This is a genomic window from Actinomadura vinacea (assembly GCF_039532545.1).
Taxonomy (GTDB): Bacteria; Actinomycetota; Actinomycetes; order Streptosporangiales; family Streptosporangiaceae; genus Spirillospora; species Spirillospora vinacea.
Genome location: NZ_BAAARW010000012.1, coordinates 905,690 through 931,135, shown reverse-complemented (window position 1 = coordinate 931,135; position 25,446 = coordinate 905,690). Strand labels below are relative to the sequence as shown.

21 protein-coding genes, 1 pseudogene and 1 riboswitch are annotated in these 25,446 nt (G+C 72.6%); of the genes and pseudogenes, 9 read left to right on the top strand and 13 right to left on the bottom strand.

The features are described 5' to 3' along the window. Positions 1-35: 35 nt before the first annotated feature. The 4 genes from ABD340_RS19600 to ABD340_RS19585 form a co-directional block, all read right to left on the bottom strand. Positions 36-1,148: an SDR family NAD(P)-dependent oxidoreductase gene (locus ABD340_RS19600; protein ID WP_344590451.1), complete on the bottom strand. Its 1,113-nt coding sequence runs from the start codon at positions 1,146-1,148 to the stop codon at positions 36-38. A gap of 74 nt (positions 1,149-1,222) precedes the next feature. Beyond that, the gene (locus tag ABD340_RS19595; RefSeq protein WP_344590449.1) at positions 1,223-2,380 is read right to left on the bottom strand and encodes a DegT/DnrJ/EryC1/StrS family aminotransferase; all 1,158 of its coding nucleotides are present in this window, start codon (positions 2,378-2,380) and stop codon (positions 1,223-1,225) included. Between the two features lie 3 nt (positions 2,381-2,383). Then, the gene (locus ABD340_RS19590) at positions 2,384-3,754 is read right to left on the bottom strand and encodes a YveK family protein (RefSeq protein WP_344590447.1); all 1,371 of its coding nucleotides are present in this window, start codon (positions 3,752-3,754) and stop codon (positions 2,384-2,386) included. 260 nt (positions 3,755-4,014) lie between these two features. Beyond that, positions 4,015-4,674 (bottom strand): response regulator transcription factor, encoded by a 660-nt coding sequence (locus ABD340_RS19585; protein ID WP_344590446.1) that lies wholly within the window; start codon positions 4,672-4,674, stop codon positions 4,015-4,017. Here ABD340_RS19585 and galE point away from each other — a divergent pair. The 6 genes from galE (at position 4,649) to ABD340_RS19555 (ending at position 12,932) form a co-directional block, all read left to right on the top strand. Next, the gene (gene galE / locus ABD340_RS19580; protein WP_344590445.1) at positions 4,649-5,968 is read left to right on the top strand and encodes a UDP-glucose 4-epimerase GalE; all 1,320 of its coding nucleotides are present in this window, start codon (positions 4,649-4,651) and stop codon (positions 5,966-5,968) included. The two genes, ABD340_RS19585 and galE, sit on opposite strands and share 26 nt — an antisense overlap. An 86-nt stretch (positions 5,969-6,054) precedes the next feature. Then, positions 6,055-6,663, top strand: coding sequence for a TetR/AcrR family transcriptional regulator (locus ABD340_RS19575; protein WP_344590444.1), 609 nt, complete (start codon positions 6,055-6,057; stop codon positions 6,661-6,663). Between the two features lie 333 nt (positions 6,664-6,996). Beyond that, positions 6,997-7,136: riboswitch (cyclic di-AMP (ydaO/yuaA leader) on the top strand. A 14-nt stretch (positions 7,137-7,150) separates the two neighbouring features. After that, positions 7,151-7,894: a CHAP domain-containing protein gene (locus tag ABD340_RS19570; protein WP_344590443.1), complete on the top strand. Its 744-nt coding sequence runs from the start codon at positions 7,151-7,153 to the stop codon at positions 7,892-7,894. Between the two features lie 209 nt (positions 7,895-8,103). Beyond that, positions 8,104-11,037 (top strand): bifunctional glycosyltransferase/CDP-glycerol:glycerophosphate glycerophosphotransferase, encoded by a 2,934-nt coding sequence (locus tag ABD340_RS19565; protein WP_344590442.1) that lies wholly within the window; start codon positions 8,104-8,106, stop codon positions 11,035-11,037. Then, positions 11,030-12,289: a glycosyltransferase gene (locus ABD340_RS19560; RefSeq protein WP_344590441.1), complete on the top strand. Its 1,260-nt coding sequence runs from the start codon at positions 11,030-11,032 to the stop codon at positions 12,287-12,289. The genes ABD340_RS19565 and ABD340_RS19560 overlap by 8 nt, the downstream gene beginning before the upstream one ends. A 10-nt stretch (positions 12,290-12,299) precedes the next feature. Next, positions 12,300-12,932, top strand: coding sequence for a LysE family translocator (locus ABD340_RS19555; RefSeq protein ID WP_344590439.1), 633 nt, complete (start codon positions 12,300-12,302; stop codon positions 12,930-12,932). Between the two features lie 86 nt (positions 12,933-13,018). Here ABD340_RS19555 and ABD340_RS19550 read toward each other — a convergent pair whose 3' ends face one another. From ABD340_RS19550 to ABD340_RS19535, 4 genes are all read right to left on the bottom strand, one after another. Further along, entirely contained in the window at positions 13,019-13,870 is an 852-nt protein-coding gene (locus ABD340_RS19550) for an ATP-binding cassette domain-containing protein (RefSeq protein WP_344590438.1), read from the bottom strand. A 296-nt stretch (positions 13,871-14,166) separates the two neighbouring features. Next, entirely contained in the window at positions 14,167-14,823 is a 657-nt protein-coding gene (locus tag ABD340_RS19545) for a hypothetical protein (protein WP_344590437.1), read from the bottom strand. A 194-nt stretch (positions 14,824-15,017) separates the two neighbouring features. Further along, positions 15,018-17,477, bottom strand: a complete 2,460-nt coding sequence (locus tag ABD340_RS19540) for a D-alanyl-D-alanine carboxypeptidase family protein (protein WP_344590436.1) — start codon at positions 17,475-17,477, stop codon at positions 15,018-15,020. Between the two features lie 169 nt (positions 17,478-17,646). After that, complete coding sequence (locus tag ABD340_RS19535) at positions 17,647-18,813, bottom strand: aminotransferase class V-fold PLP-dependent enzyme (RefSeq protein WP_344590435.1); 1,167 nt, start codon at positions 18,811-18,813, stop codon at positions 17,647-17,649. A gap of 158 nt (positions 18,814-18,971) precedes the next feature. On the opposite strand from ABD340_RS19535, the gene ABD340_RS19530 reads away from it, so the two are divergent. Beyond that, positions 18,972-20,852, top strand: a complete 1,881-nt coding sequence (locus tag ABD340_RS19530; protein ID WP_344590434.1) for an ABC transporter ATP-binding protein — start codon at positions 18,972-18,974, stop codon at positions 20,850-20,852. A gap of 63 nt (positions 20,853-20,915) precedes the next feature. Here the strand turns inward: ABD340_RS19530 and ABD340_RS19525 are convergent, their stop codons facing one another. The 4 genes from ABD340_RS19525 to ABD340_RS19510 all read right to left on the bottom strand — a co-directional run bounded on the left by ABD340_RS19525 (position 20,916) and on the right by ABD340_RS19510 (position 22,818). Continuing rightward, on the bottom strand, positions 20,916-21,338 hold the full coding sequence (locus ABD340_RS19525; protein WP_344590433.1) for a hypothetical protein: 423 nt from the start codon (positions 21,336-21,338) through the stop codon (positions 20,916-20,918). After that, positions 21,338-21,811, bottom strand: a complete 474-nt coding sequence (locus tag ABD340_RS19520) for a glycine-rich domain-containing protein (protein ID WP_344590431.1) — start codon at positions 21,809-21,811, stop codon at positions 21,338-21,340. The genes ABD340_RS19525 and ABD340_RS19520 overlap by 1 nt, the downstream gene beginning before the upstream one ends. 408 nt (positions 21,812-22,219) lie before the next feature. Continuing rightward, positions 22,220-22,495 carry a hypothetical protein gene (locus tag ABD340_RS19515; RefSeq protein WP_344590429.1) on the bottom strand — a complete coding sequence of 92 codons (276 nt, stop codon included), beginning with the start codon at positions 22,493-22,495 and terminating at the stop codon, positions 22,220-22,222. Next, entirely contained in the window at positions 22,492-22,818 is a 327-nt protein-coding gene (locus ABD340_RS19510) for a hypothetical protein (RefSeq protein WP_344590428.1), read from the bottom strand. Before ABD340_RS19510 ends, ABD340_RS19515 begins: the two co-directional genes overlap by 4 nt. 245 nt (positions 22,819-23,063) lie before the next feature. On the opposite strand from ABD340_RS19510, the gene ABD340_RS19505 reads away from it, so the two are divergent. Then, entirely contained in the window at positions 23,064-24,377 is a 1,314-nt protein-coding gene (locus tag ABD340_RS19505; RefSeq protein ID WP_344590426.1) for an NsdA family TPR-like regulatory protein, read from the top strand. Next, positions 24,374-24,997 (top strand): 2'-5' RNA ligase family protein, encoded by a 624-nt coding sequence (locus ABD340_RS19500; protein WP_344590425.1) that lies wholly within the window; start codon positions 24,374-24,376, stop codon positions 24,995-24,997. The genes ABD340_RS19505 and ABD340_RS19500 overlap by 4 nt, the downstream gene beginning before the upstream one ends. A 263-nt stretch (positions 24,998-25,260) precedes the next feature. Here the strand turns inward: ABD340_RS19500 and ABD340_RS19495 are convergent. Further along, positions 25,261-25,415 (bottom strand): annotated as a pseudogene (locus ABD340_RS19495) (IS5/IS1182 family transposase); the annotation flags it as partial. Positions 25,416-25,446: the final 31 nt, after the last annotated feature.

The following is a 25,446-nucleotide window of genomic DNA, read 5'->3' as shown; positions in this document are numbered from 1 at the left end:
CCACCCTGAGCTTGCGGCTTGTCCTCACGAGCACCTCACAACACGGGGGGATCGAAGCGCGGGCCGGCGGCCTCGCACAGCGGCCGCTCGCCGGACGGCCGGGGCCGCCGGACCGGGCGGTACTCGGGCAGCAGCCGGCGCAGCGCCAGCCGGACCCCCGCCGCGTCGCCCCGGGCGGCGGCGCGTTCCAGCGCGTCCAGCAGATCCGGCAGCCCGGCGGGCGGCGGCGCCGGACGGGTCCCCCAGATCTTGGGATGGGCGGTGCGGATCCGGCGCTCGGAGTCGGCGAAGGTCTTCTCGGCCAGCTTCTCGCCCGGGCCCAGCCCGCTGAACCGGATCGTCACCTCCGGCAGCCGCAGCCGCGCCGCGTACCGGTGCACCAGTTCCACCACCGGCACCGGGCTGCCCATGTCCAGCGCGAACGTCTCGGCCTCCTCGGTCAGCGCCGCCGCCTCCAGCAGCAGCACGGCCGCCTCCGCCAGCGTCATGAAGTGCCGCGCCACCTCCGGATGGGTGAGGGTCACCGCCTCGCCCGAGGAGATCCGGCTGGCCAGCGCGGTCAGCGGCGAGCCGCGCGCGCCGATCACGTTGCCGACCCGCACCGCCGCGAACCGGGTCGGGCCGGGCGTGGCCGTCTGCAGCAGCAGCTCGCCCAGCCGCATCGTCGCCCCGAGCACCGACGCCGGATCGGCCGCCTTGTCGGACGACACCAGCACCAGCCGCTCCACGCCGTGCCGCACCGCCGCGTCCACCAGGCGCCGGGTGCCGACCACGTTGGCGGCCACGCCCTGGCACGGGTCGTCCTCGACCTTGCCCAGCTCGTTCTGCCCGGCGGCGTGGAAGACCAGCTCGGGCCGGGCCTCGCGGAGGACCGCCTCGACCCGGCCGCGGTCGCGGACATCGGCCCGCGCCGCCATCACCCGCTCGGTGCCCGGCCGTCCGGCCAGTTCCGCCGCCAGCCGGTCCAGGCGCCGGCCGTCCCGGTCCATCAGCCACAGGGCGGCCGGGCCCAGCCGCCCGACCCGCTCGCACAGCGCGGACCCGATCGTCCCGCAGGCCCCGGTGACCAGCACCCGCCGGTCCGCGACCAGCCGCTGCACCCGCGGTCCCGCCACCGCGACCTCGTCCCGTCCCAGGAGCAGCGCCATCGGACTCGCCTCCGGGGCCGGGGCCGGGGCCGGGACCGGGACGGGGACGCCGCGGCGGGGGAACCAGCGCACGGTCAGCCCCGGGCCCGCAGCGCCCCGGTGAGCGCGGTGACCACCCGGTCCTGGGCGTCGGCCGACAGCCCCGGATACAGCGGCAGCGACAGCAGCTCCTCGGCCACCCGGTCGGTCACCGGCAACGACGCGCACTCCGCTTCGCCGAGGATCTCCCGGTAGGCGGTCATCTGATCGGCCGGGATGAAGTGCACCGACGTCGACACGCCCGCCGCCGCCAGCTCGGCGATGATCGCGTCCCGGTCCGGGACCCGCACCTGGTAGAGGTGCCAGGCGTGCTGGACGCCCTCGAGGTCGCGCTGCGGCAGCACCAGCCCGGGCAGCCCGCGCAGCGCCTCGTCGTACCGGGCCGCCAGCTCGGCGCGGCGCCGCTGCCACTCGGGCAGCGCGGTCAGCTGGGCGCGGCCGATCGACGCCTGGATGTCGGTCATGTTGGCCTTCAGGCCGAGGTTCTTGACGTCGTACCGCCAGCTCCCGCCGGGCAGGTAGCGCCGCCAGGAGTCCTTGCTCATGCCGTGCAGGCGGGTCGCGCGGATCCGGTCGGCGAACGCCTGGTCGCTGGTCGCGACCGCGCCGCCCTCGCCGATCGGCATGTTCTTGGTCGCGTAGAAGCTGAAGCAGGCCGCGTACGACGACGCGCCGACCGGGACGCCGTCCCGGGCCGCGCCGGGGCCGTGCGCGGCGTCCTCGATCACCCGCGTCCGGTCCAGCCCGGCCGCCGCGGCCAGCGCCGCGACGTCCACCGGGTACCCGCCCTGGTTCTGGACGATCATTGCGGCGGGCGCGCTCCGGGCCGCGGCCGCCGCGACCGCGGCCGGGCCCGGCACCAGCGTGTCCTCGTCGATGTCGACCAGGACGGGGCGGTGCCCGGCGTGCAGGATGGCGTTGATCGCGCCGCAGAACGTGAGGCTCGGGGTCAGCACCGCCGAGCCGGGCGGCAGGTCCAGCGCGCGCAGGCACAGCTCCAGCGCGGTCGTGCACGAGGCGACCGCGACCACGTGCGCGGCGCCCAGGTGGTCGGCGAAGTCCTGCTCGAACGCCGCGGTCTGCGGCCCCGTGGTCACCCAGCCGGAGTCGAGCACCTTCACGACGGCGTCCGACACCTCCCCGGCGAAGGACGGCACGGTGAACGGCACCGTGATCTGCTCGGCCTGCCCCATGAGTCACCCCTTGATCTTCCGAGTGGTGGCGACGACCCCGAGCAGCGGCCAGCCGGACGCGGCGACCAGGTCGCGGACCGACTGCAGCCCCGACAGCGTCGTCACCGGACCGGCCACCGCGACCACCCCGGCCTCGTCGTCGGCGCCCGGGTCGATGTCCTCGAAGGCGTGCGCCTGGCACGCCGAACGCTTGGCGCCCGGCCGCGGCGCGGCGCCGCCGGGCGCGGCGACCTCGCCGGCCTTCTTGGCGATGACCGCCGTGCCCGTGCCCTTGGCGCCCGCCCGCACGACCGAGGAACCGCCCCCGGCGCCCGACGAGGGCCCGTTGCTGTTCACGCTCGGCCCGCTTTCATCCGGTTCGTCCGGCGGCGGTTCGGCGGCGCTCGCCTGGACGACCCCGCCGCCGTCCCCGTACACGGCGGAAACGATCCGCGACACCAGCTCGGCGGGCAGCGGCCCCTGCGCGCCGACCAGCGCGATCCGGTCCACCCCCGCCCGCCGGGCGGCCAGCCTGACCCGGCGGCCCAGGTCGGCCAGCTCGGCGTCGCCGCCGTCGGCCCGGCCCAGCAGCGGGACGCCCAGCCGCCGCGCCACCCGGCCCGGCCCCGGGATCGTCGGCCGGAACATCTCGATCACGACCGCGACGAGGATCCCGCCGATCAGCCCGACCAGCCCCGCGATCGCCGCCATCATGACCACCGGGTCGGTCCGCTCGGCCAGTACCGCCGGCTGCACCACCGAGGCCGTCCCCGCCGTCGACAGCTCCGTGCGCAGCTCGCTGCGGCCGGTGCGCAGGTCGCTCAGCTCCGCCGCGACCCGCTCCCGCTCGTTGGCCGCGCCGATGTCGGGCACCGGGACCGCCCCGGCCCGCCGCGACAGCGGTCCCAGCTCCTTCTCCAGGTCCCGGATCCGCTTCTCGATCGCCGCCAGCTGCCGGCTGATCGAGCCCTGGTTGGACTCGTTGATCTCCGCGACCACGGCCGCGCCGATCGCGTCGGTCAGCCGCCGCGCCACCGCCGGGTCCGGGTCCTCGACCGTCAGCTCCACCACCGTGGAGGTGCCGAGCCCGGCCACCGTGACCTTCTTGGCCAGCTTCACCGGATCCCGCCCGATCCGCTGCCCGCGCAGCACCCGGTCCAGCAGCGTCCGGCCGGTCGCGAACGCCTTGACCTGGCTCACCACGATGCTGACGCCCGCGTCCCCGGCCGCCGCGTCGGTGGCCTTGCTGCTGGCCTGGAGCCGGGACGTGGCCGCGTGCGGCGGTTCCTGGCCGCTCATCACCAGCCCCACCAGCACCAACGGCAGCACCGTCATCGCCAGCAGAAGCTTCCAGTAGCTGCGGACCACGCGCGCCGCGACTTCGTCGATCTCCACGATCTTCCCTCCGGCCTCGTCAGGCCGAGCGTAAGAACGGCTCGCGGAGATCGAATCGCCCATCGAGACGATGGCCCGCTACGTCATTTGTGGGGGAGCGTCCCAGGGGTGACCTCAGGTACCGCGCGAGCGCGCTACCTGGCCGGTGGTGCGATGCCGAAGGCGAGCGTCACCGGCCAGATCGCGGAGCGATGTCGCGCTCGCCCAAGCACGGTCAGGGTGCGAGCCGCCAGGCGAGGACCCTGGGCCGGGATTGCAAACTACTCGGGTTTCATTCCGGCGCGCATGGCCAGGGTGATGGCCTCCAGGGCCGAGTGCATGTCCAGCTTGGCCAGCAGGTTCTGCGTGTGGGTCCGGACGGTGTTGGCCGACAGTCCCAGCCGGTCGGCGATCTCGGCCCGGTTCAGGCCGTCCACCATGCACTGCAGGACCTCGCGCTCACGGGGGGTGAGCTCGGCCAGCAGGCGGGCGCCGCCGTTGGGTTCGGGGCCGTCCTCCAGGAGGCGGCGCAGCACCTCGCCCAGCACGTCGGGCGGCAGCCAGCCGCCGTGGTGGGCGGCGGCGCGGATGACGCGGGCGACCAGGTCGGCGCTCTCGGTCTTGGAGAGCCAGCCCACGGCGCCGAACCGGACGGCCTGCACGATGGCGTCGACCTCGCTCATCGCCGACAGGACCACCACGCGCATCTCGGGGTGCCGTTCCCGGATCCGGCTCAGCACGTCCAGGCCGCTCTCGGCGCCGAGCGTCATGTCCAGCACCACGACCTGCGGGCGTTCGGTGGCGGCCAGCGCCAGCGCGCGCCGCACGCCCGCCGCGATCGGCAGGATGACCAGGTCGGGCTCCCGGTTCAGCCGGGCGGCCAGCGCCTCGGCGAACAGGGCGTGATCGTCCACGATGAGGACGCGGATGGGCGGTCGCATCCCCCGACCTTCCCCGGTGCCCGGCCGCCGCGGATCCCGCAAACGCTGTACTTCGCGTTCGGTGCCGGTTCTGGACAGGCCGGCCCGGACGAGCGCGGCGGGGAGGACTCGGGCGCGGACGCGTCCCGCGACCGCCGAGTTGACCCGCGTCCGGAGGCGGTCAGTTGCGGAACGCGCCGTTGACCGTCCGCCACCGCCTGCCGAAGCTGTGCGTATCGGTCAGGGGATCGATCACAGGGGTGATCATAGGGGGCCTCGAATGCGTGCAGGGAATGCGTCAGGGAAAGTCCTGATAACCGGGGGAGCGGGCTTCATCGGAAGCACGATCGCGTCGGCGTTCGCCGAGCGCGGAATCGTTCCGGTCGTGCTCGACAGCCTGGTCACCGGGCGGACCGAGTTCACCCAGGGAAAGATCTTCTACCAGGGCGACATCTCCGACGGCGATCTGCTGGACGAGATCTTCGCCGCGCATCCCGACATCGGTATCGCGGTGCATTGCGCGGCGCTCATCGTGGTGCCCGACTCGGTGTCGGATCCGCAGCGCTATTACGACGTCAACCTCACCGGAACGCTGAATCTGGCCGGCCATCTGATCCGCAACGGATGCGAGCGGATGGTCTTCGCCTCGACCGCGGGGATGTACCGGCCCGGGCCGGACCTGTCGGTGAGCGAGGGGTCGTCGCTGGACCCGCAGAACCCCTACACGCGCTCGAAGATGATGGCCGAGCTGCTGCTGGAGGACCTGTGCTCGGCCTACGGGCTGCGGGTGGTCTCGCTGCGCTACCTCAACCCGATCGGCGCCGACCCGCGGATGCGCACCGGGCTGCAGAGCAGCAGGCCGACGCACGCGCTGGGGAAGATGATCGAATCGTACGGGCTGGGCGTGCCGTTCCGGATCACCGGTACCGACTGGGACACCCGGGACGGCACCGCGGTCCGCGACTACATTCACGTGTGGGACATCGCCCGCGCTTTCTGCGCGGCGGCGGCGCGGTTCGATTCCATCGTCGCGCCCGCCGGTCCGGACGGGCGCGGCTCCGGTTATCAGGTCATCAATCTCGGCACCGGCGGGGGGACCACCGTCCGGGAACTGGTGGAGGCCTTCCGCGGCGTCGTCGGAGACGGTTTCCAGGTCGAGGAGGCGCCCGCCAGGCCGGGCGATGTCGTGGGCGCGTACGTCAATCCCGCGAAGGCGCTGGAATTGCTCGGCTGGAAGCCCGAGTATTCCATCGAGGACGCCATTCGCCATTCGCTGGAATGGGCGGCGCGGCGGAGCCGTATGGACGCGGCCTGATCTTCGGGTGACCCGCCGCGCGCGGTGCGGACGGACGTGCGAGAGTATGGGATCGGTCACACGTCCGGTACCACCGAGGAGGCGCGTTGAGCGGCGATGTGCGGATCACCGTGACGCGGACCCTGAGCAAGGAGCAGCAGGTCCGGCGGGAGCGACTGATCGAGGCCGCGCGCCTGCTGGCGTTAGAGGGCGGCTACCCGGCCGTGACCATGCACGACGTGGCCGACCGTGCCGGGGTGGCGCGTGCCACGGTGTACCGCTACTTCGCCACCAAGGACCACCTGCTGACCGAGGTCGCCGCCACCTGGGCGCACCGGATCACCGACGACATCGACTCCCTGGCGGTCGGGACGACCCCGGTGGAGCGGCTCACGTCGATGCTGGAGCGGGTGGTCCGGGTGGCGGCCGAGGAGTTGACGCTGACCTCGGCGATCGTCCAGGCGGTGACGGCGGACGACTCCAGCGTGGACGACGCCCGCACGGTGCTCTTCCTGTTCGTCCGGGAGCGGCTGGCCGCGGCGATCGGCGATCCGGTCCCGGACCGGGAGGAGATCGAGATCGTGCTCGGGCACGTGCTGCTGGCCGGGCTGGTCAGCCTGACCTCGCTGCGCCGCCCGGTGGACGAGGTGGCCGCGATGGTGCGGACGTCGGGGCGGCTGGTGCTCACCGGGGCCATGGCGCCCCGCGCGCTGTGAGGCGCGCCGCTCACCGGGGCTGACCTCCGCTTGGTGTGGCCTTTGTCTCATGCCCCGCCGTTTGACAGGCGTTCCGCGCGGCAGGAAGGGGCCAGGGCGCGTTTTTGCCCCTGGGGCGGGCGCTTTGCCCTCGATTTGCGCTGAGCAGGAAGTTTGATACCTTCTGTCTGGTTCCGGGGATGCACTCCATGCGTCGCCGGGGGCCGGCGAGCCGCACCCGGACAGGGGCGAGCCCGCCATCACGGTCGCGTGTGCGGATTTCGAACCCGCGCGAACCGTGGTCATCCATCTGATCGCAGTGCGGCGGCCATCGACGGCCGCCGCTCCGCCGAGTCCGATCCCGCGCCGACGACGGCGCCCGGAGCCGGGGACCCATCTCTCTGGGGTGAATCGGCGCACTTCCACGTGCGCCGTAGGGCGACTTCCACGCCCGAATCCGACAGCTAACCCGGTAGGCGGCCATGGAAGGAATCAGGAGACCCCTGCCTTGTCGTTCCGCTCGAACCATTCCCATAGTGCCCTGCTCGCCACCCTCCGCGACCGCGCGGGCGAGCTGACCTCCCAGACCCTGGCCCTGCGGGGCCGCGCCGCCACCGGCGTCATCGGCGGCGTCGTCCTCGGCGCCCTGACCTTCGGGTCGGCCCTGGGCGCGGTCGCCTCCGCCGAAGCCGCCCCCGCCTCCGGCGCCGCCAAGGCCCGTCAGGCCGCGCCGGCCGCCGCGCCCGAGAAGGCCGACAAGTACGCCAAGTCCGCCACCACCCAGCAGGTCATCAAGCTGGCCGAGAAGCAGGTCGGCATCACCGAGGGCCAGGGCGGCGAGACCAAGTTCCACGACTGGTACATCAAGAGCAACGCCGCCAAGCTGACCGCCGCGCGCGACGGCGGGAGCGTGTCCGAATACAAGGGCGCCCAGTGGTGCAACATGTTCGTGTCCTGGCTCGGCGCGAAGGCCGGCCTGAAGGGCATGGGCGCCGATGCCTACACCGTCGCGCACGCCGAGTGGTTCAAGAAGACCGGCCGCTGGGGCCAGAAGGCCAAGCCCGGCGCCGTGGTGTTCTTCGCCTGGAACGGCGGCGGCATCTCCGGCATCGAGCACGTCGGCATGGTCGTCAAGGACAACGGCGACGGCACCATCACCACCATCGAGGGCAACACCGACAACGCCGTGAAGGAGAAGGTCCGCGACAAGTCGACGGTCGCCGGGTACGGCTACCCCGACTACCGGAGCTGACCCCCCGGCCCCGGCCTGGAACCGGCGAGGGCGTCCCGCCACCCGTGATCACTTCCTGATCGCGGGAGGGCGGGGCGCCCTTCGGCGTCTCACGTCCGCCACGCGAGAACGCGAAGATCGACACCCGCTTGATCCCATATCGACCCGTCCATTGCGCTGTGTGGAAATCACTAGCCGGAGTACGGATTCACGGGCCATGGGGGGATTCGATGGGGATCCGGCCGGACGTCAGCGTCATCGTGATCGCCTACAACGATGCCCGGCGGCTTCCCCGCGCGGTCGGATCGGTGCTCGCCCAGTCGCTGGGCAGCGTCGAGACGGTGATCGTGGACGACGCCAGCAGCGACGCCACCGGCGCCGTCGCCGACCGGTTCGCCGCCGCGCGCCCAGGGCGGATCCGGGCCGCGCACCTGCCGGAGAACTCCGGCGGCTGCGGCCGGCCCCGCAACACCGGGGTGGAACTGGCCCGCGGCGCGTACGTGATGTTCCTCGACAGCGACGACGTCCTCGACCGGCACGCCTGCATGAACATGGTCGCGGCGGCCGAGGAGACCGGCGCCGACCTCGTCTCCGGTCTGTGCGTGCGGTCCTATCGCGGCCCGCCGCCCAAGGAGACGCCCTGGTACGCCCGGCTCTACCGGAACCGGGCCGTGCACGGGTCCGTCCTGGAGCGCCCCGACCTGCTCTACGACACCCTGTCCACCAACAAGTGCTACCGCCGCGGCTTCCTCGCCGAGCACGGGCTGCGCTTCGCCGAGGACGTGCACTACGAGGATCTGCTGTTCACGGCCGAGGCCTACCTCGCCGCGTCCCGGATCGCGACCCTGCCGCACCGCGTCTACACCTGGTGCGTCGAGCCCGCCGCGGACCGCCCGTCGATCTCAAACCGGCGGGGCGAGCTGCGCAACCTGGCCGACCGGCTGGAGGTGCACCGCCGGATCGACCGCGCGTTCCTGGCGCACGGGGCCGAGCACCTCAAGCTGGCCAAGGACGCCAAGTTCCTGAACCACGACCTGCTTCTTTACCTCCGCGACCTGCGGACGCGGGACGAGCCGCACCGGGCGCGCTTCCGCGGGCTGGTCGCCCCCTACCTCGCCGAGCTGCACCCCGGCACGCTGGAGGCCGCCGGCCGGCTGCCCGCGATCGCCGCGTACATGGTGCGGCGCGGGGACGTCGACGGTGCCGTCGCCGCCGCCGAACTGGCCCGCAAGCGGATCCCCGAGCTGGGCGCCGACCTGGTGGAGCGGGACGGCCGGATCTACTGGGGCGGCCGCCACCTGCAGGACGCGCGCGCCCGGGAGATCCTCGACGTCACCGCGCTGGGCCTGCGCGCGCGGCCGCTGAGCGGCCTGCGCCCGGCCGTCACCGTGACCGAGCTGCGGCGGGACGGCCGGCGCGTCACGATCGCGGGCCGGATCGCCAACCCGCTCGGCCGCATCCCGGCAGGTGCCGGGCCCGCCGGGACGCTGGAGCTGAGGGACCGGCGCCGGCCCCGCCGGACGCTCCGGATCCCGGTCCGGCTGGCGCACCGGAGCGAGCGGATCGAGTGGCGGGCCGTGTTCGACTCCGCGCGCCGGCTCCGTCCCGTCGGGTTCGTCGATCCGGTGTGGGACGCCCGGCTCGCACTGCGCGCGGACGGCGAGCGGTTCACCGTCCCGGTCACCGCGGGACGGACCGGCGCGGGACGGGTGGGAGCGGACGGGACGCGGCTGCCGGCGCGGCCGCGGCTGACCCGGCTGGCCGGCACCCATTTCAGGCCGTATGTGACCGGGCGGGGCGAGCTGTCGTTCGTCCTCGAAGGCGGCGGGCGGCTCACCGGGGCGTCGCTGGCCGGGGTGCGGCGGGCGGCCCGCAGCGCGGCCGGGCGCCGGGCGTGGCGGGACGTCCGGCGGGCCGTGCGGTCGGGGCGCCGCCTGCGGGCCCGCGCCCGGCGCGCGCTCACCTCCCGCCGCACCAAGATCGCCGTGTCGAACCGGGTGCTGACCAGGCTGCCGGTCCGGCGCGGCACGGTGGTCTTCGAGAGCCACCTGGGCAGGCAGTACTCGGACAACCCCAAGTACATCTACCGGGAGCTGCGCCGGTCCGGGGCCGCGGCCAAGGCGATCTGGTCCTACGACGGCAGCCCGGAGGGTTTCCCGTCCGACGCCGCTCTCGTCCGGCGCGGGTCGTGGGCCTACTACCTCGCTCTGGCGCGTGCGGAGTTCTGGGTCGACAACCAGGGCTTCCCACCTGGACTGCGCAAGCGCGAGGAGACCACCTACATCCAGACCTGGCACGGCTCGGCCTACAAGCGGATGGGGTTCGACCAACCCCGTCTAAAGAACGCCCCATGGGCGGAGCAAGAACGCTACCGCCGCGCGGTGGAGCGCTATGACTGCTTTCTTGTGCGCACCGTCCATGATGAAAGAACCCTGGTGCCCGGCATGGGAGTGACGGCCGAGCTGATGCCGGTGGGCTATCCCCGCAACGACCCGCTCGTGAACGGCGGCCGGCACGACCCCGAACTGGCGCGCGAGCTCGACGCGCTGCGCCGCGAGCTGGGCTTGGACGGCGACGACCGCGAGGTGATCCTGTACGCGCCGACGTTCCGCGAGGGGCGGGACGGCGGGCCGGCCGCCCTCTCCGGGCCGCCGCCCTTCGACGTCGAACGCTTCGCCGCCGAGCTGGGCGGGTCGAAGATCCTGCTCGTCCGGCCGCACTACCTGTCCGGCCTGGTGCTGCCGCCCTGGACAGAGAACACGGCAGGGGGCGCGGTGCGATACGCCGGGCACATCGCGGACATCACGCCCCTGCTGCTGCTCGCCGACGCTCTGGTCACCGATCGCTCGTCGGTGATGTTCGACTACGCGCTGCTGGACCGCCCGATCATCTTCTTCGTCCCGTCCGGGGACGGGGGCACCGTTGACCCCGGGTACTTCGACCTGGCCACGTGGGCGCCGGGCCCGGTCGTCCGAGACGAGGACGCGCTCTTCGCGGTGCTGGCCGGGCTGGACGGCATCCGGCACGGCCACGCCGCCCGCCGCCGCGCCTTCGTGTCGCGCTACGGCGAGCATGACCGCGGCACCGCGGCGAGGGCGGTCGTGGACCGCTTCTTCGCCGCACGGCCGTCCGGAGCATACGGGGAGGGGGCACGCCGTGGGTGACGTTCCGGCGGGGCGCGACGTCTTCATCGTCTGCAACAACGTCGACGAGCTGGGCGGCGTCCAGCGCTGGGCGCACGACATGGCCGGGCTGCTGACCGGGCGCGGCCACCGCGTCACGCTGGTCGGCGTCACCCGGGTCTCGGAAACGCGGCCGGCGGTGCACGATCATGGCGGGTCGCATGCCCGCGCGGCCCCTTACGCCGTCGAGACCCTGCACGATTCCTGGACGCTGCCGGCCCTGAAACGGCGTCCGCGCACCCTGCTCGCCCGCGCCGACCCGCGGGCGATGCTGCGCGACCGCAGGCGGTCCGCGGCGATGCGCGGCGGCGCGGGCCGGCTGGCGGCGCTGCTCGGCGCCGCGCGGCCCGGCGGCGTGGTGATCGTCGCCCAGGTCTGGGCGATGGAATGGGTCCGGCTGGCCGGGCCGCGCGCCCGTGCCGGGCTGCGGGTGGTGGGGATGAGCCACGAGTCGTACGAGGCCAGCCGCCGCTCGTCCCGGTACGCGCGGGTCAGGGAGCTGTTCGCCGACGCCGACCGGCTGCTGGCGCTGACCGCCGAGGACGCCGACGCGTGGGCGCGGGCCGGCCTGACCAACGCCGACCACATGCCCAACCCGCTGCGCGCCGTGCCGGGCCGCCGGCCGGTGCCGCGCGACCCGGTGATCGCCTGCCTGGGCCGGCTGTCGCACGAGAAGGGCGTGGACATGGCGATCGAGTCCTGGGCGTCGATCGCGGCCCGGCATCCGCGCTGGCGGCTGCGGCTGTACGGGGCGGGCCCGCGCGAGGACGCGCTGCGCGCGCTGGCGGAGCGGCTGGGCGTGGCCGGCTCGGTGGACTTCGCCGGGGTGACCCGGGACGTGCCGGCGGCGCTGGACCGGGCGTCGATCTTCGCGCTGCCGTCCCGCCAGGAGGGCTTCCCGATGGCGCTGCTGGAGGCGATGGCGGCGGGGGTGCCGGCGGTCGCGTTCGACTGCGCGCCCGGCGTCCGCGAACTGGTCACCGACGGGGCGGACGGCCTGCTGGCGCGGCCCGGCGACATCGCCGGGCTCGCCGCCGCGCTGGACCGGCTGATCATGGATCCGGAGCTGCGCGAGCGGCTGGGCGGCGCCGCGCCGCGCTCGGCCCGCCGGTTCGAGGCGGGCGCGGTGCTGGACCGCTGGGAGCGGCTGTTCGACCTGCTGCACCGCGGGCGCGGATGGTCTCCGATCGCGGAAGCCGATTGGACCTGTGATCGGCGGCTGATCGGCCCATAGCGTACGGACCATGACCCATCCGTTCCTGTTCCTGCTGGCGGCCACGACGCTGGTCGTGATCCCCGGGCCGAACCACCTCTACATCACCGCGCGCAGCGTCGCCGACGGCCGGCGGGCCGGGCTCGCGTCCGCGCTGGGCGTGGAGACCGGCACGCTGGTGCACGTCGCCGCCGCCGCGGCGGGCCTGTCGGCGGTCGTGGCGGCCTCGGCGACGGCCTTCGGCGTGCTCCGCTACGCGGGCGCCGCGTACCTGGTCTACCTGGCGATCCGGACGCTGCGCGGCGGTGACCACGAGAACGGGCCGCGGGTCGCGCCCAAACCGCTGCGCCGCGTCTACCTCGACGGCGTCCTGGTCAATGTCCTCAATCCCAAGGTCGTGCTGTTCTTCCTGGCGTTCCTGCCGCAGTTCGTCGACCAGGACGCGGGCGCCGTTCCCGCGCAGATCGCGATCATGGGCTTGGTGACCTGCCTGATCGGCCTGGCCGGCGATGTGCTCTACGCGATCGCCGGGGGCTCGATCGGCGACGCGCTGCGCTCGCGCCCGCACTTCCGGCGCGGGCAGCGCTACGTGACCGGGGCGATCTATCTGGCGCTCGGCGCGGTCGCCGCCTTCGCGGGGGCAGGACCGCGGCGCGCGGCCTGACCGCGCGGGCTGACCAAGAAGGCATACGACGTCCCCCTACGGGCCCTGCGCCGGGCCGGTAGGGGGATCGGCGGCTCGCAGCCCCGCTAGGCTTCGGCCGGGTTTCGCATCCCTGGTACGCGCTTCACCGGGCGAGACCTCTGTTCCGGCGCGGACGGCTCCCGCCGTTCCGGTGCCTCCCGCCGCTCCGGTGCCTCCTGGCGAGCCTGCCGCGGCTGCGCGCCGTGGCCGGAGAAGACCTCGCGCAGCTCGTGGATCACGTCCTCGGCGGGCCGCGCCACGATGCCCGCGACCCGCCCGGCGGCCAGGAACAGCACCCGGTCGGCGAGCGCCGCGGCGGCCGGGGCGTCGGTGACGGCGACGACGGTCGTGCCCAACTCGGTCGCGCAGCGGCGGAGCATGGCGAAGGTGTCGGCGGTCATCGCGCCGCCGGACTCGGTCTCGTCCACCAGCAGCACGCTGGGGTCGGGCAGCAGCGCGGCGGCGCACATCGTGAGATGCCGCCGGTCCTCGGGCAGCACGCCCACGGGGGTGCCCAGTTCGTCCAGGAGGCCCAGGAGCGCGGCGATCCGGTCGGTGCGCGCGCGGGCGACGATGGCGGGCGTCCCGGCCAGCGCCGCGGCCCACTCCAGGTTCTCCTCCACCGTGCGGTCCAGGAACGGCCGCGAGTGGGACAGCGCGAACCCGACCTCGCCCCGGCAGATCTGCCGGACCTGCTGCGGCAGCCACGGCCTCGCGTCCCCCCGGCCGACGTAGACCCGGCCCACGCTCGGTGGCTCGTGACCGGCCAGGCAGGCCAGCAGGGTGCTCTTGCCTGAGCCGGAGGGGCCCATCAGAGCGCACAGCTCGCCCGCCCGGAACGCCACGTTCACGTTGTCGAGCGCGGGCTCGCCGGACGGGGCGTAGGTCTTGGTGAGGCCCGTGGTGTACGCGGCCACCAGACATTCGTCGGCCCGTTGCCGGAAGGTCCGTCTGCGTGTCCTTCTCGGATGGGTGATCCGCGGCATCGTCATGCAGTTCCCCCGAATTCCGATGCTTGGGTGGTTCGTCCGTTTTCAGCTATCGCCAGCTTGCAGGACGGTTCGGATCGCGGGCGTAACCATTTTGGAGATCTCTGCTAAAAAACGCCGTTGACCTGCACGGACGAGCCGCGCATGGGCATGCCGCGGCCGGTGTTCCGGCGGTTCGGAAAGGGGACGGTCGGGATCAGGATCGTTCCAAAGTCGTTCAACGTTCAATTGGAAAATGCGCGCCGGGGTGCCCGGACGAGCAGCGCGACCGACCCGACCAGCAGGGCCAGTACCGCGCTCGGCCGGATCGGCTCCACGCCGTTCCAGACGGCCTGGACGTAAGCCTCCGCGCCCGTCTCGGCGGCGGTGAGTCCGAGGGCGAAGGCGAGCGTCCCCACGCCCAGGCCGACCAGCCCGGAGAGCTGCCGCCTGCGCCAGCGCCGCTGGTCATGCGCCGCCCACAGGCCGCGGGTCCCGCACCACAGCAGCGTCAGCCCGGCCAGTGCCGCCCCTGTCAGGGCAAGGGGCCGGAGGAGGACGTCCATGTCCACGTCCTGTCCGCCCGATGTCGCGGCCGTGCCCTCCGTGCCCGCCGCGAGCTCGTTCGCCGTGGTCACCATCTCCGGCGGCGGCCCGAGCAGCAGCTCGCCGACGCCCTGCACGGCGACGGCGAGGTAGAAGAGCGCGGAACCGAGCATCAGCATGCTGGCCAGCGCCCGTACCGCCGATGCCGGGCGGCTCGCGGAGGCGCCGAGACCAGGGGAGGGGGAAGGCGCGGCCGGGACGGCGGGAGGGTGGACGCGGCGGCCCTTGGGAACGCCCAGCATGAGAAGCCGGGTCGCCGGACCACGGATGGCCGTGCCGTGGCGCAGGATGCTCACTGTTCCCCCCGAAACGCTCGCCTCCGGCGCGGTGCCCGCCGGCCCCCATGCATATGAGCGTTGACCTGCGATATCACCAACGCGTCAGATTCCTGAATGCCCGGAGTGAGGCAGGAGTAACCACAACCCTGACCAATGATCGGTTCTCTCGGTCAAGTGATCGACCGGGAGAGCACCGCGTGATGACCGGCGTCTCAGCCGAGGCGGATCAGACGCTTAAGAAGGGACGGCTCGCTCAATGACCGGTCGAGTTCCAGCGGGACGTTCGCCGCACCGGCCCGCACGTTCCCGACCCGCGCGCCCTGCCCGGCCGCGCGCGGCGGCTCGCCGTCGACCTTTACCTGGACGGTGAGCCCCGGCCAGCCCACCACCGTGATGGGCGCGCCCGCACGCAGCGGCGTGACATCGCCCAGCCCGTCGCGGACCCGTCCCACGCGGGCCCCGGCATTGGCCAGCGTCACCGAGGTCAGGGCGTTCTCGGCGACGGCGAGCAGGTTCTTGGCGACCTGCAGCGCGCCCATGGCGCTGGGGGACTGCTGCCCCATCACCGCCCCCAGGAACATCGTGTCGACCCCGCCCACCTGCTTGCGCGCCGCGAACACGTAGTTCCCGCCCGCCGCGTCGGTGTAGCCGGTCTTGCCGCCGATCACCCCGTACTGGCCGATCAGGATGTTGCCCCCGGGACGCGGCGGCCCGCCGTTGGTGGGCACGTAGGCGCGCTTGCTCACGACCTCGACGAAGGCGGGCATGCTCATCGCGGCGCGCAGCAGCTTCACCTGGTCGGCCGCCGTGCTCACGGTGCGCGAGTCGTAGCCGCTGGGGTCGGTGTAGCGGGTGCTCGTCATGCCCAGCGACCGCGCCGCGTCGTTCATCTTCTGGACGAACGCGCGCGGCTGGCCGGCGTCCCAGCGGGCCAGTTCGTGCGCCACGTCGTTCGCCGAAATGATCATCAGGGCTTCCAGCGCCTTGCGCTCGGTCAGCCGCATTCCCGAGGTGACTCCGAGCAGCGACTCGCCGCGCTGCTTGCGGCCCGGGATCTGCGCGGCCGCCTGCGGTGACACCGTGTACGTCGGCCCAGGCTGCCCAGCCGCGAGCGGATGGTCGCGCAGGAAGACGTAGGCGGTCATCATCTTGGCCACGCTGGCCGTCGGCGTGGGGACCGTCCCACCGGAGGAGCCCATCGCGCCAAGGCCGTCCACGTGCAGCGCGGACTGCCCTTGCGCGGGCAGGGGGAGCGCCGGCGCGGCCCCTGGGAAGGTGTGGCTGGACGCGGGGAGCGTCAGCTGCATCGTCGGTTCGGGGACGGGCCGTACCAACTGGCCCGTCGCGGCACCCGCCAGCAGGACGAGTACGACGATGAGGGTCAGCAGACCACGGCGCCGCTTCTTACGCCCCTTTACCTCACCGGCCGCCGCCTCGTAAGCGGCGTTGAAGTCACGTGCCTCGCCGTACTCCTGCGGGTACTGCTCCTGCGCCGGGTATTCCTCCTGCGCAGGGCCATAGGGGGATGGGGAGGGGTATACGGGCGGCGGCGCCTCCGGGTACTGCTGGCGGTGGGCCGGCGCATACTGCTGCGGCTGCGGCTCAGGCCGTACCTGCGGGGGCGGCTGCGGCGGATGCGCGGACGGTGCAGGCGGTGCGGGCGGAGGCGCGAAGCTCTGCGGAGGATGGACCTCCTGTGGCGCCGGAGCGGGCGGGGTGGCGTAAGGGGGCTGCCGCGTCGGCCAGCCTTCCAGCGCCTGCACAGGACTGGGAGCGCTTGGCCGCTCCTCCGGCGGTTCCTCCGGCTGCTCCTCCTCTGGCCGTTCCTCTTGCTGCTCCTCTGGCCGCTTCTCGAGAACAGGCTGCTCGAAGGGCTGTTCCCAATGCCCCTGCCACTGGTGAGCCCCGGCCTCGTCGGGTGCCTCGTCAGGGGTCTCATCCAGGAAGGGACCGGCGGGCTCCGGCTCGGCCTCGTTCTGCGCCGGCTCCGGTTCTGCTTCGGGCTCGTCCCATATCGGCTGCGGAGCGGTTTCCGGACCGGAGGCGACCGGCTCGGGGTCCTCTTCGGGCGGGGCCGGCTTGGGCCGCACCGACGCCATGTCGATCTCGGGAACGGTTTCCTGGGCGCCCTTCCGCACGACCTTCGGATCGATCTCCGGAACGGTCACCGAGGCCGCCGCGCCGGACGTCTCCGCCGGGGGCGCGTCGTCGGAAGGCGCCTCGTCCGCAGGCGTCTCGTCCGCGGCCGCCTCGACGGAGGGGGCTTCGTCGGTGGGGGCTTCCTCGGAAGGCTCGTCGGAAGGCTTGTCGGAAGGATCGTCGGCCTGCGGCTCGTCGTCGGCCTGTGCCTCCTCGGCCGGCTCCTCGTCGGGCGGCGGTGCCGAGATGGTCCACTGCCCGGCCGGGTTGAAGAGCACCGACGAGAAATCGGGCTTTTCGCCTTCGTCGTCGTCCGTCCGGCCACTCTCCGGGGCGGGTTCGGGTTCGGGCTCTTCCGCGTCCGCGTCGTCCTCGCCCGCGCCCGTGTCCGTGTCCCCGGCGTTCTCGGGTTCCTCGGCGGGTACGGTACGGAACTCGGCGGTCTCCGCCCTGGCGGCTTCCGGGTCACCGTCCTGGCCGTCCTGGTCGGACGGGGGCTGCGCCGGATCCTTCAGGGGCGCCGGATCCTGCACGGCGCGACCTCCTCGGCTCGAGTACACGGGCGGCCGGGAGCGGTCTCGCCAGCGACTCCCCGTACGCCGATCAATGCCTGAGCAGTTTAGTCCGAAACTTCGGCGGATTAAGCGATGGGCGCTTCCCGCGGACGGCCGTGTCTCCCCGCGTTTCCGCGCCCGGGCCGCCCTAGGCGGGCGCCGGAACGGCCGCCACCAGCCGCGCCAGCTCCTCTTCGGTGTTGTAGTAGTGCACCGAGGCCCGCACCGCGGCGGGGACGGCCGCGGCGTCGTACCGCATCTGACCTCCCTGGGTGACGCTGACGTTGATCCCCTGCTCCCGCAGCGACATTTTCAGCGCGGTCGCGTCGTGGCCGTCCACCGTGAAGGTCACGATGGCCGAACGGCGCCGGCCGCGGTCGAGGACGGTGACGCCGGGACGCTCGGACAGCGCGTCCCGGAGCCGCGCGGCCAGGGCCGTCACCCGCTCCTCGATCGCGTCGAGGCCGAGTCCGGCGGCCTGGTCGGCGGCGACGCCGAGCGCGATCTGCCCCGCGACGTACCGCTCCCAGTTCTCGAAGCGGCGCGCGTCGTCCCTGATCTCGTAGGTGCCGGAAGCCGTCCAGGAAGCGGCGTGCAGGTCGAGGAACGGCGGCTCCAGCGTGTCCAGGATCGGCCGCCGCACGTACAGGAACCCGGTCCCGCGCGGGCCGCGGAGGAACTTGCGCCCGGTCCCCGAGAGCATGTCGCAGCCGATCTCCGCGACGTCCACCCGCAGCTGGCCGACCGACTGGCACGCGTCGAGCAGGTAGAGCACGTTCGCCGCCCGGCACAGCCGCCCGATCTCGGCGGCCGGGTTGATCAGGCCGTTGTAGGTCGGGACGTGGTTGATCGACACCAGCCGCACATCGCCCTTGGCCAGCTCGGCCTTCAGGACGTCGAGGGACAGCTGCCCGTCGGCGTCGTCCGGCACGACGTCGACCCGGACCCCGCGCCGCTCCGCGAGCTGCTGGTAGGGGATGGTGTTGCTGGGGTACTCGCTGGTCGTGGTGAGGATCCGGTCGCCGCGCTCGAACGGGACCGAGTAGAACGCCATGTCCCAGGCGCGGGTGGCGTTCTCGACGTAGGCGATCTCGTCGCGGTCCGCTCCGATCAGCCCGGCCACCGCGTCGTAGAAGCGCTCGACCGCCGGGGCGGCCCGCTCGGCGGCCTCGTAGCCGCCGATCAGCGACTCCAGCTCCAGATGCCCGGCCACGGCATCGATCACCGGCCGGGCGGGCAGCGCCGCCCCCGCGTTGTTGAGATGGGTCACCTGTTCGCATCCGGGAGTCTCCGCCCGCAGCGCGCCGATATCCAATTGCTCCCCTTCCACCGTCGACCCAGACTGTCGTACCCGGATGGGACGCTCAGTACGACCGGGAAAACTTGACCTCAACCATCCTTGAGGTCCGATCATCTTCATGAACGGCCGCCGGGTCCCGGTGGCGACACGCACCCGAACCGGCGGTGATCACGATGGACATGGAAGTCACAGCGTGGATGTCCCTGCACCACGCCATGAACGCGCAGGACCGGAGACCCTTCTCCAAGGCGACGCTGAGACGCATCGCCCGGTTCGCCCGGCCGCACCGCCGGCTGCTGGCCTGCTTCCTGCTGTTCAGCGTCGTGATGGCGGTGCTGGCGGTGGCCACGCCGGTGCTCGCGGGCCGGGTCGTCGACGCCATCGTCGGCGGCTCCGACACCGGCACGGTGGTGTGGCTGGCCGTGATCATCGCCGGCCTGGCCCTCGCCGAGGGCGGCCTGGGCCTGGCCAACCGGTGGCTGTCGGCCAGCATCGGCGAGGGCCTCATCCTCGACCTGCGCACCTCCGTGTTCGACCACGTGCAGCGCATGCCGGTCGCGTTCTTCACCCGCACCCGCACCGGCGCCCTGGTCAGCCGGCTCAACAACGACGTCATCGGCGCCCAGCGCGCGTTCAGCGACACCCTCTCCGGCGTCGTCAGCAACCTGGTGACGGTCCTGCTGACCTTCGCCGTCATGATCCAGATCTCCTGGCAGATCACCCTGCTCGCGCTGATCCTGCTCCCGATCTTCGTGCTGCCCGCCCGGCGCATGGGCTCCCGGCTCGCCCGCCTCGAACGCGAGGCCGCCCGGCACGACGCCGCCATGAGCACCCAGATGACCGAGCGGTTCTCCGCCCCCGGCGCCACCCTGGTCAAGCTGTTCGGCCGGCCCGCCCGCGAGTCCGCCGAGTTCGCCGCGCGCGCCCGCCGCGTCCGCGACATCGGCGTGCGCACCGCGATGGTCCAGCACGTCTTCATCACCGCGCTGACCATGGTCTCCGCACTGGCCCTCGCCCTGGTGTACGGCCTGGGCGGCTTCTTCTCCCTGCGCGGCCAGCTCGACGCGGGCGCCGTCGTCGCGCTGGCGCTGCTGCTGACCCGCCTGTACGCGCCGCTGACCGCCCTGGCCAGCGCCCGCGTCGAGGTGATGAGCGCGCTGGTCAGCTTCGAGCGGGTCTTCGAGGTCCTCGACCTCAAGCCCCTGGTCGCCGAGCCCGAGGAGCACCGTCCCGTGCCCGACGGCCCCGCGGCGGTCGAGTTCGACGGCGTCACCTTCGCCTACCCGTCCGCCGACAAGGTCTCCCTGGCCTCCCTCGAGGATGTCGCCACCCTCGACACCCGCGGCGGCACCGACGTCCTGCACGAGGTGTCCTTCCGCGCCGAGCCCGGCCAGATGATCGCGCTCGTCGGGTCCTCGGGCGCCGGCAAGTCCACCATCGCGCAGCTGCTGCCCCGCCTTTACGACCCCGACTCCGGCGCCGTCCGGCTCGGCGGCGTCGACGTCCGCGAGCTGAGCTTCGCCACCATCCGCGAGACCCTCGGCATGGTCACCCAGGACGGCCACCTCTTCCACGAGTCCATCCGCGACAACCTGCTGCTGGCCCGTCCCGAGGCGTCCGAGGACGACCTGTGGGACGTGCTCGACCGCGCCCGCCTCAAGGACCTCATCCAGAGCCTGCCGGACGGCCTCGACACCATCGTCGGCGAGCGCGGCTACCGCCTCTCCGGCGGCGAGCGCCAGCGCCTCACCATCGCCCGCCTCCTCCTGGCCCGCCCCCGAGTGGTGATCCTCGACGAGGCCACCGCCCACCTCGACTCCACGTCCGAGGCCGCCGTCCAGGAGGCCCTCACCGAGGCGCTCGACGGCCGCACCGCCGTGGTGATCGCGCACCGGCTCTCCACCGTCCGGGCCGCCGACCAGATCCTCGTGGTCGAGGCCGGCCGGATCGTCGAGCGCGGCACCCACGACGACCTGCTGGCCGCGGGCGGCCGCTACACCGAGCTCTACCGCACCCAGTTCAGCCAGGACCCGAAGGAAGAAGCGTTCGCATAACCACACCCGCCCGCCCGCGGCCCGTCCCTCGCTACGGCGAGGGACGGGCCGCGTTCGTCGTGCTCAGTGGCATCCCTGATCAGTACCGACCACCGACATGAACACCACCATGCCGCCGACCAGCCACTGGCTGTAGGTCGGCCAGCAGCAGGTCCGGATCCCGTGCAGCGCACGCTCGGCGCGGTCGTCGTTCCGTACCCAGTCGGGGACCGGGTTCATCGCCCGCTCGCACGCGCGTTCCCACTCGGCGACCAGCCAGTTCCGCGCGCCGGCGGGATCGGTGTGGACGGCTTCGATGAACCGCGGTGACTTGCCCAGCCACTCGACCGTCCGCACCGGCGGCCGGTCGGGGCTGTTCAGGTCGAGCGAGTCGGTTCGGCTCATGCGGTCCCACTCCTGCCCGCTGCCTGACCAGCGATAGCAGTGGTAGTGCGTGGGCACCACGCCCGACGGCTTGGTGGTGTCAGGGGCGATCTGGTGGCCCATCAGGCGCCCTCCGGCGGCGCGCACTCGGGCGGGCAGCAGGGCTTGCGCTCGCCGTGCCAGAACTCCAGGTCGACGCGGTACCCGGTCTTCTCCAGTTCCGGGATGGTCGTTTCGAGCGTGTCACCCGACAGGATCGCCTCGTCCTGGAACGGCACGTGGTGGATGTACCGGCCCGCGTGCTCGGTGCAGAACTCGGCGTAGGCCTGCGACCGGAGCATGAACGCGTGCCAGGCGGGGTCGACCGGGACCGTCGGGACGATTCGCGCCCAGGGCCGGCCCTCGGCGCGGGCCTGGACGATGGTCGCCTGTGCTTTGAGGAAGACGAGGGCCTGGCCCATCATGCGCTCGGCGTAGGGCCGGGTGACGTGGTGGTATCGGCGGAGGTCCTCCACCAGGAGGTCGAACACCTCCCGTGGGACGAGGCCGCGCGGGTCTTTGACGGCCGTGGCCGCTGGTTCGGTTGTGATGGTCATGTGCACCTCCGGCGCGCTCATCGGCTGGCACCGCCGGCCCCGGGTGCGCGCCTCAACCCGGGGCGGCGGCGTTCAGGGCGTGGCGGGCCGCGGCGCTGAGGGACAGCGCAAACCACGACCCGCCACGCGATCGACGCACGGCCCCCGCCTGTCAACCTCCGAGGGGCGTCCCCCACCGAGTGCCCCGGGCGGGCGACCGTACGACGCCAAGTGGGGCGAGCTGGCTGCCGCGCCTTTCCGGCCAGGCCCCCCCACGTCGGGCCGCGCGGTCCCGGACCCCGTTTGCCCCAGGATCGGGACCGCGCGGGCTGGTGCCGTGCGGCCGTCGGGATGACCTATCGGCGACGGCCGCACCACGTTGGAACCGCGACCCCTGGCGCCCCGACCAGGCACCCGCGGGCCGCAGGGCTATGCGCGCTGCCGCACGAGCACGCCGAGCGTGCGCTCGATGTAGGCGACGGCGCCGGGGATGTCGGAGCACGCGGCCATCGGCTCGCCGGTCGAGGCGCGGAACCATGGCCCGAACCGCTGCGACATCACGCTGACGGTTTCGCCGACGGCTGGTACGTAGGGGTGCGTGACGCGCAGCCGTACGGGCCCGTCGTGGGAAAGGGGCGTGGTGGACCAGCTCTTGGTCGCGAGCGCGTCGGCCAGCGCCTGGAGCAGTTCGACGTCGCTGCTCACGTGTTGATCCCCGCTCCCGGCTCGTGCCGCACGATCCGGCGGATCTCCTGGCCGGTGTTCACCAGGGATTTGATGGCCGTGACCACGTCGGGGAAGTTATCGGCCTCTGCGAGCGGGCAGCCGCCAAGGGTGAAGAACCATGCTCGGTCACCGTCGTCGCGGCGCGGGCGGGCGACGATCGTCGCGCTGGAGTGCTCCGGGCAGCAGCCATCCGCCGTGGGGTTGGTGACATGCAGCCCGTTTGGCGTCATCTCGGCTCCGAGTTTGTAGGCCCGCAGCACGGTGCCCAGCGATTCCAGTAGCGGTCTACGATCGGGGTTCATGGGGTGGCGCCTCCTTGGACGGCGTTGCTCCTAGGCCCCGGGTCCCCTGGTGTTTGCCCACCAGGCCGGGGCTGCCTTGTCTTCCGGCCGGGACGTGCGTCCGCATCGGCCCACCGCGCCGACGCACGCCCCGTCAAGAGCCAGTGAATCCATGGCAGATGACCTAGAGCCATGAGGAGAATGGGGGGACAGGGGGCTACGGTGGCGTCCCCCCTTGACCACGACGGCGAAGGGTGCATCACGAAATGCCCGCCGACCAGAAGGCAATCAGGAAGGCGATCGGCGCGCGTCTGCGCGCGGCGCGCGAGGAGCCCCTCAGCCCATCCGGGCGCGCACGTTACTCCCGTGAAAAGTGGGCCATCCTGCTACGCAATGCAGCCGGACCGGGCGCGCGTGACCTGCCGGACGTCAAGACCCTCGCGCACATGATCAAGGAGTGGGAACGGGGCGACCACATCCCCAAGCCCACCACCTATCGACCGCTATACGCCAAGGTCACCGGCAAAACCGAAGCCGAGCTGTTCGGGGCCGACTCCATCACACAGCCTGCCCAAGACGACGCAGCCGACGAAGCGGTCGAACTCGCCGCATGGCTGGAGCAGTCCAACGTAGGCGACGGCGTCATCGGCTACCTGGAGACCGCAACCCGCCGCCTGACGTTCGACTACCCCCGCCGGCCACCGCTGGAGGTTCTGGACGAAGCCCGCGGTCTCCAGGCCCGCGTGACCCACATCCTGCGCAACGGCCGCCAGCGACTCAGCCAGACGCAGGCGCTGCTCACCGTGTCGGCCGAGCTGTTCGCCCTGATCAACCTGCTGGCCGGCGACGTCGGCCGCTACTCCCTCGCGGACGCCTACGGCTACGCGGCCTGGACATGCGCTGATGAAGCCGACTCGGACCCGGCCCGTGCGCTGGTGCTGTGCACGCAGTCCAAGACCGCGAGATGGGAAGGCCGCTACGCCGCGGCGGCCGAGCTGGCCCGCCGCGGCTTCGAACTGGCACCTGAGGGCGCGCGTGGGCGGATCCTGCTGGCTGTCTCGGAAGCGACCGCACTGCAATCCCGCGGCGACATTGACACCGCCTACGAGGCTCTACAGCGCGCCCAAGACGCTCGTGACGACCTGAACGCTGTAGACGAAACGGCCGATGCCTGGAGCTGCCCGCGCGCCCGACAGGAGACCTACGCGCTCCAAGTGGGGCTCGGCGCCCGCGACCCGGACGCGATGCTCCGCTCCGTTCAGGCCGCCGATGACGCATGGGCCGACGGCGCCCCCCGCGTGTACGGCACCTGGGCCCAGGTCCGCATTGGCGCGGCACTGGCCCACGTCATGATGGGCGAGCCAGAGGGCGCGGCCGAGGAACTCGGCCCGGTGTTCGACCTCGGCCAGGAGTATCGCGTGGTCACCATCATCGGCCGCATGTCCGAGGTTGCCCAGCGACTTGGTCAGAGCCGCTACAAGGGCGACTCTCGCGCCACGTCCCTGCAAGAACGCATCCGCGCCTTCCAGACCGGGTCGCTGGAGCACAAGGCCCTCACCGCCCCGGAGGAGGCTCCGTGAGCCCCTACCCGACCCGCATGTCCAACCATTGGTGGTGGCGCCCCGGCGTCAGGCCGGGCCGGCGCCTGCTGGTGTGGCACATCCTGCTACACGATCAGCCCGAACCCCGCGAACTTGTACGCCAGTGCCAGGACAAGCTCGTCGGCCGGGACGGCTTGGACTTGGTCCCCGGGGAGTGGCTGCATATGACCACGCAGATCGTCGGGTTCTCCGACGAGATCGGCGTGGCCGAGGTCGACACCATGCTGCGCGGTGCCGCGGAACGGCTCGGCGCCCTGGCTCCTATCGAGGTGGAGCTGGGCAGGGTGTGGTTCCACAGCGAGGCGATCATGCTCGGCATTCGACCGCCCCGAGCCCTCGATCCTGTCCGCGAGGCGATCCGAGACGCCGTCGCCGGATCGGTCCGCGTGCACCAGCTCGCCGACGAACCCGAATGGACCCCGCACGTCTCCATCGCCTACAGCCACGGGAACGGCCCAGCGAAGAACATCATCGACACACTCACGCCACGGCCTGCGGGGCACCCCTTGCGGGTCGGTGAAGTCCATCTCGTCGAGCAGGTCCGCGAAGAACGGCTCTACCGATGGGATCACCGGGCAACCATTTCGCTAGGCGCCTAAGCTCCATACCGCGCTGCACTGGCGGCCCGTCCTCATTGAGGCCGGGCGCCAGTCTCGTCTACGGGCTCCCCGGTCGCCCCTGCGGCGCGATGCGGCCGCACCGCTCTAGCCCTCTAGAGGTCCTAGTGTGCAGGTCAGGCAGCCTCTAGGAGCCTCGACAGGAGAGTCTGCGGCCCTAGAACTAGACGCCCTGAGAGGCGCGCTCGACACCGTTCTAGGCACGCCGGAGCACCGCTCGACGTCGGCGTGGGCGTTCCGCGTTCTCGACGGCGGCACCGGACAGCGAGATCCCGCGACGGCAGGAAGACCCGCAGGCGGACGTCGTCGTAGCCCTTGTCGCCATGCGGCTTGCCGGGACGCCGACGGCGCGGATCGGCGGGATGCCGCGCACCGGCGGTTCCAGGCCCGGGCCGTCATGGGTGCGGCAGCCGACACCGTGGTACCGCTGA

Coding starts and splice junctions, on each gene's coding strand:
- ABD340_RS19510 (WP_344590428.1), bottom strand. CDS start 22,818: ATGAACCCCGATCGTAGACCGCTACTGGAATCGCTGGGCACCGTGCTG.
- ABD340_RS19600 (WP_344590451.1), bottom strand. CDS start 1,148: ATGGCGCTGCTCCTGGGACGGGACGAGGTCGCGGTGGCGGGACCGCGG.
- ABD340_RS19585 (WP_344590446.1), bottom strand. CDS start 4,674: ATGCGACCGCCCATCCGCGTCCTCATCGTGGACGATCACGCCCTGTTC.
- ABD340_RS19595 (WP_344590449.1), bottom strand. CDS start 2,380: ATGGGGCAGGCCGAGCAGATCACGGTGCCGTTCACCGTGCCGTCCTTC.
- ABD340_RS19520 (WP_344590431.1), bottom strand. CDS start 21,811: ATGACCATCACAACCGAACCAGCGGCCACGGCCGTCAAAGACCCGCGC.
- galE (WP_344590445.1), top strand. CDS start 4,649: ATGAGGACGCGGATGGGCGGTCGCATCCCCCGACCTTCCCCGGTGCCC.
- ABD340_RS19505 (WP_344590426.1), top strand. CDS start 23,064: ATGCCCGCCGACCAGAAGGCAATCAGGAAGGCGATCGGCGCGCGTCTG.
- ABD340_RS19565 (WP_344590442.1), top strand. CDS start 8,104: ATGGGGATCCGGCCGGACGTCAGCGTCATCGTGATCGCCTACAACGAT.
- ABD340_RS19530 (WP_344590434.1), top strand. CDS start 18,972: ATGGACATGGAAGTCACAGCGTGGATGTCCCTGCACCACGCCATGAAC.
- ABD340_RS19555 (WP_344590439.1), top strand. CDS start 12,300: ATGACCCATCCGTTCCTGTTCCTGCTGGCGGCCACGACGCTGGTCGTG.
- ABD340_RS19525 (WP_344590433.1), bottom strand. CDS start 21,338: ATGGGCCACCAGATCGCCCCTGACACCACCAAGCCGTCGGGCGTGGTG.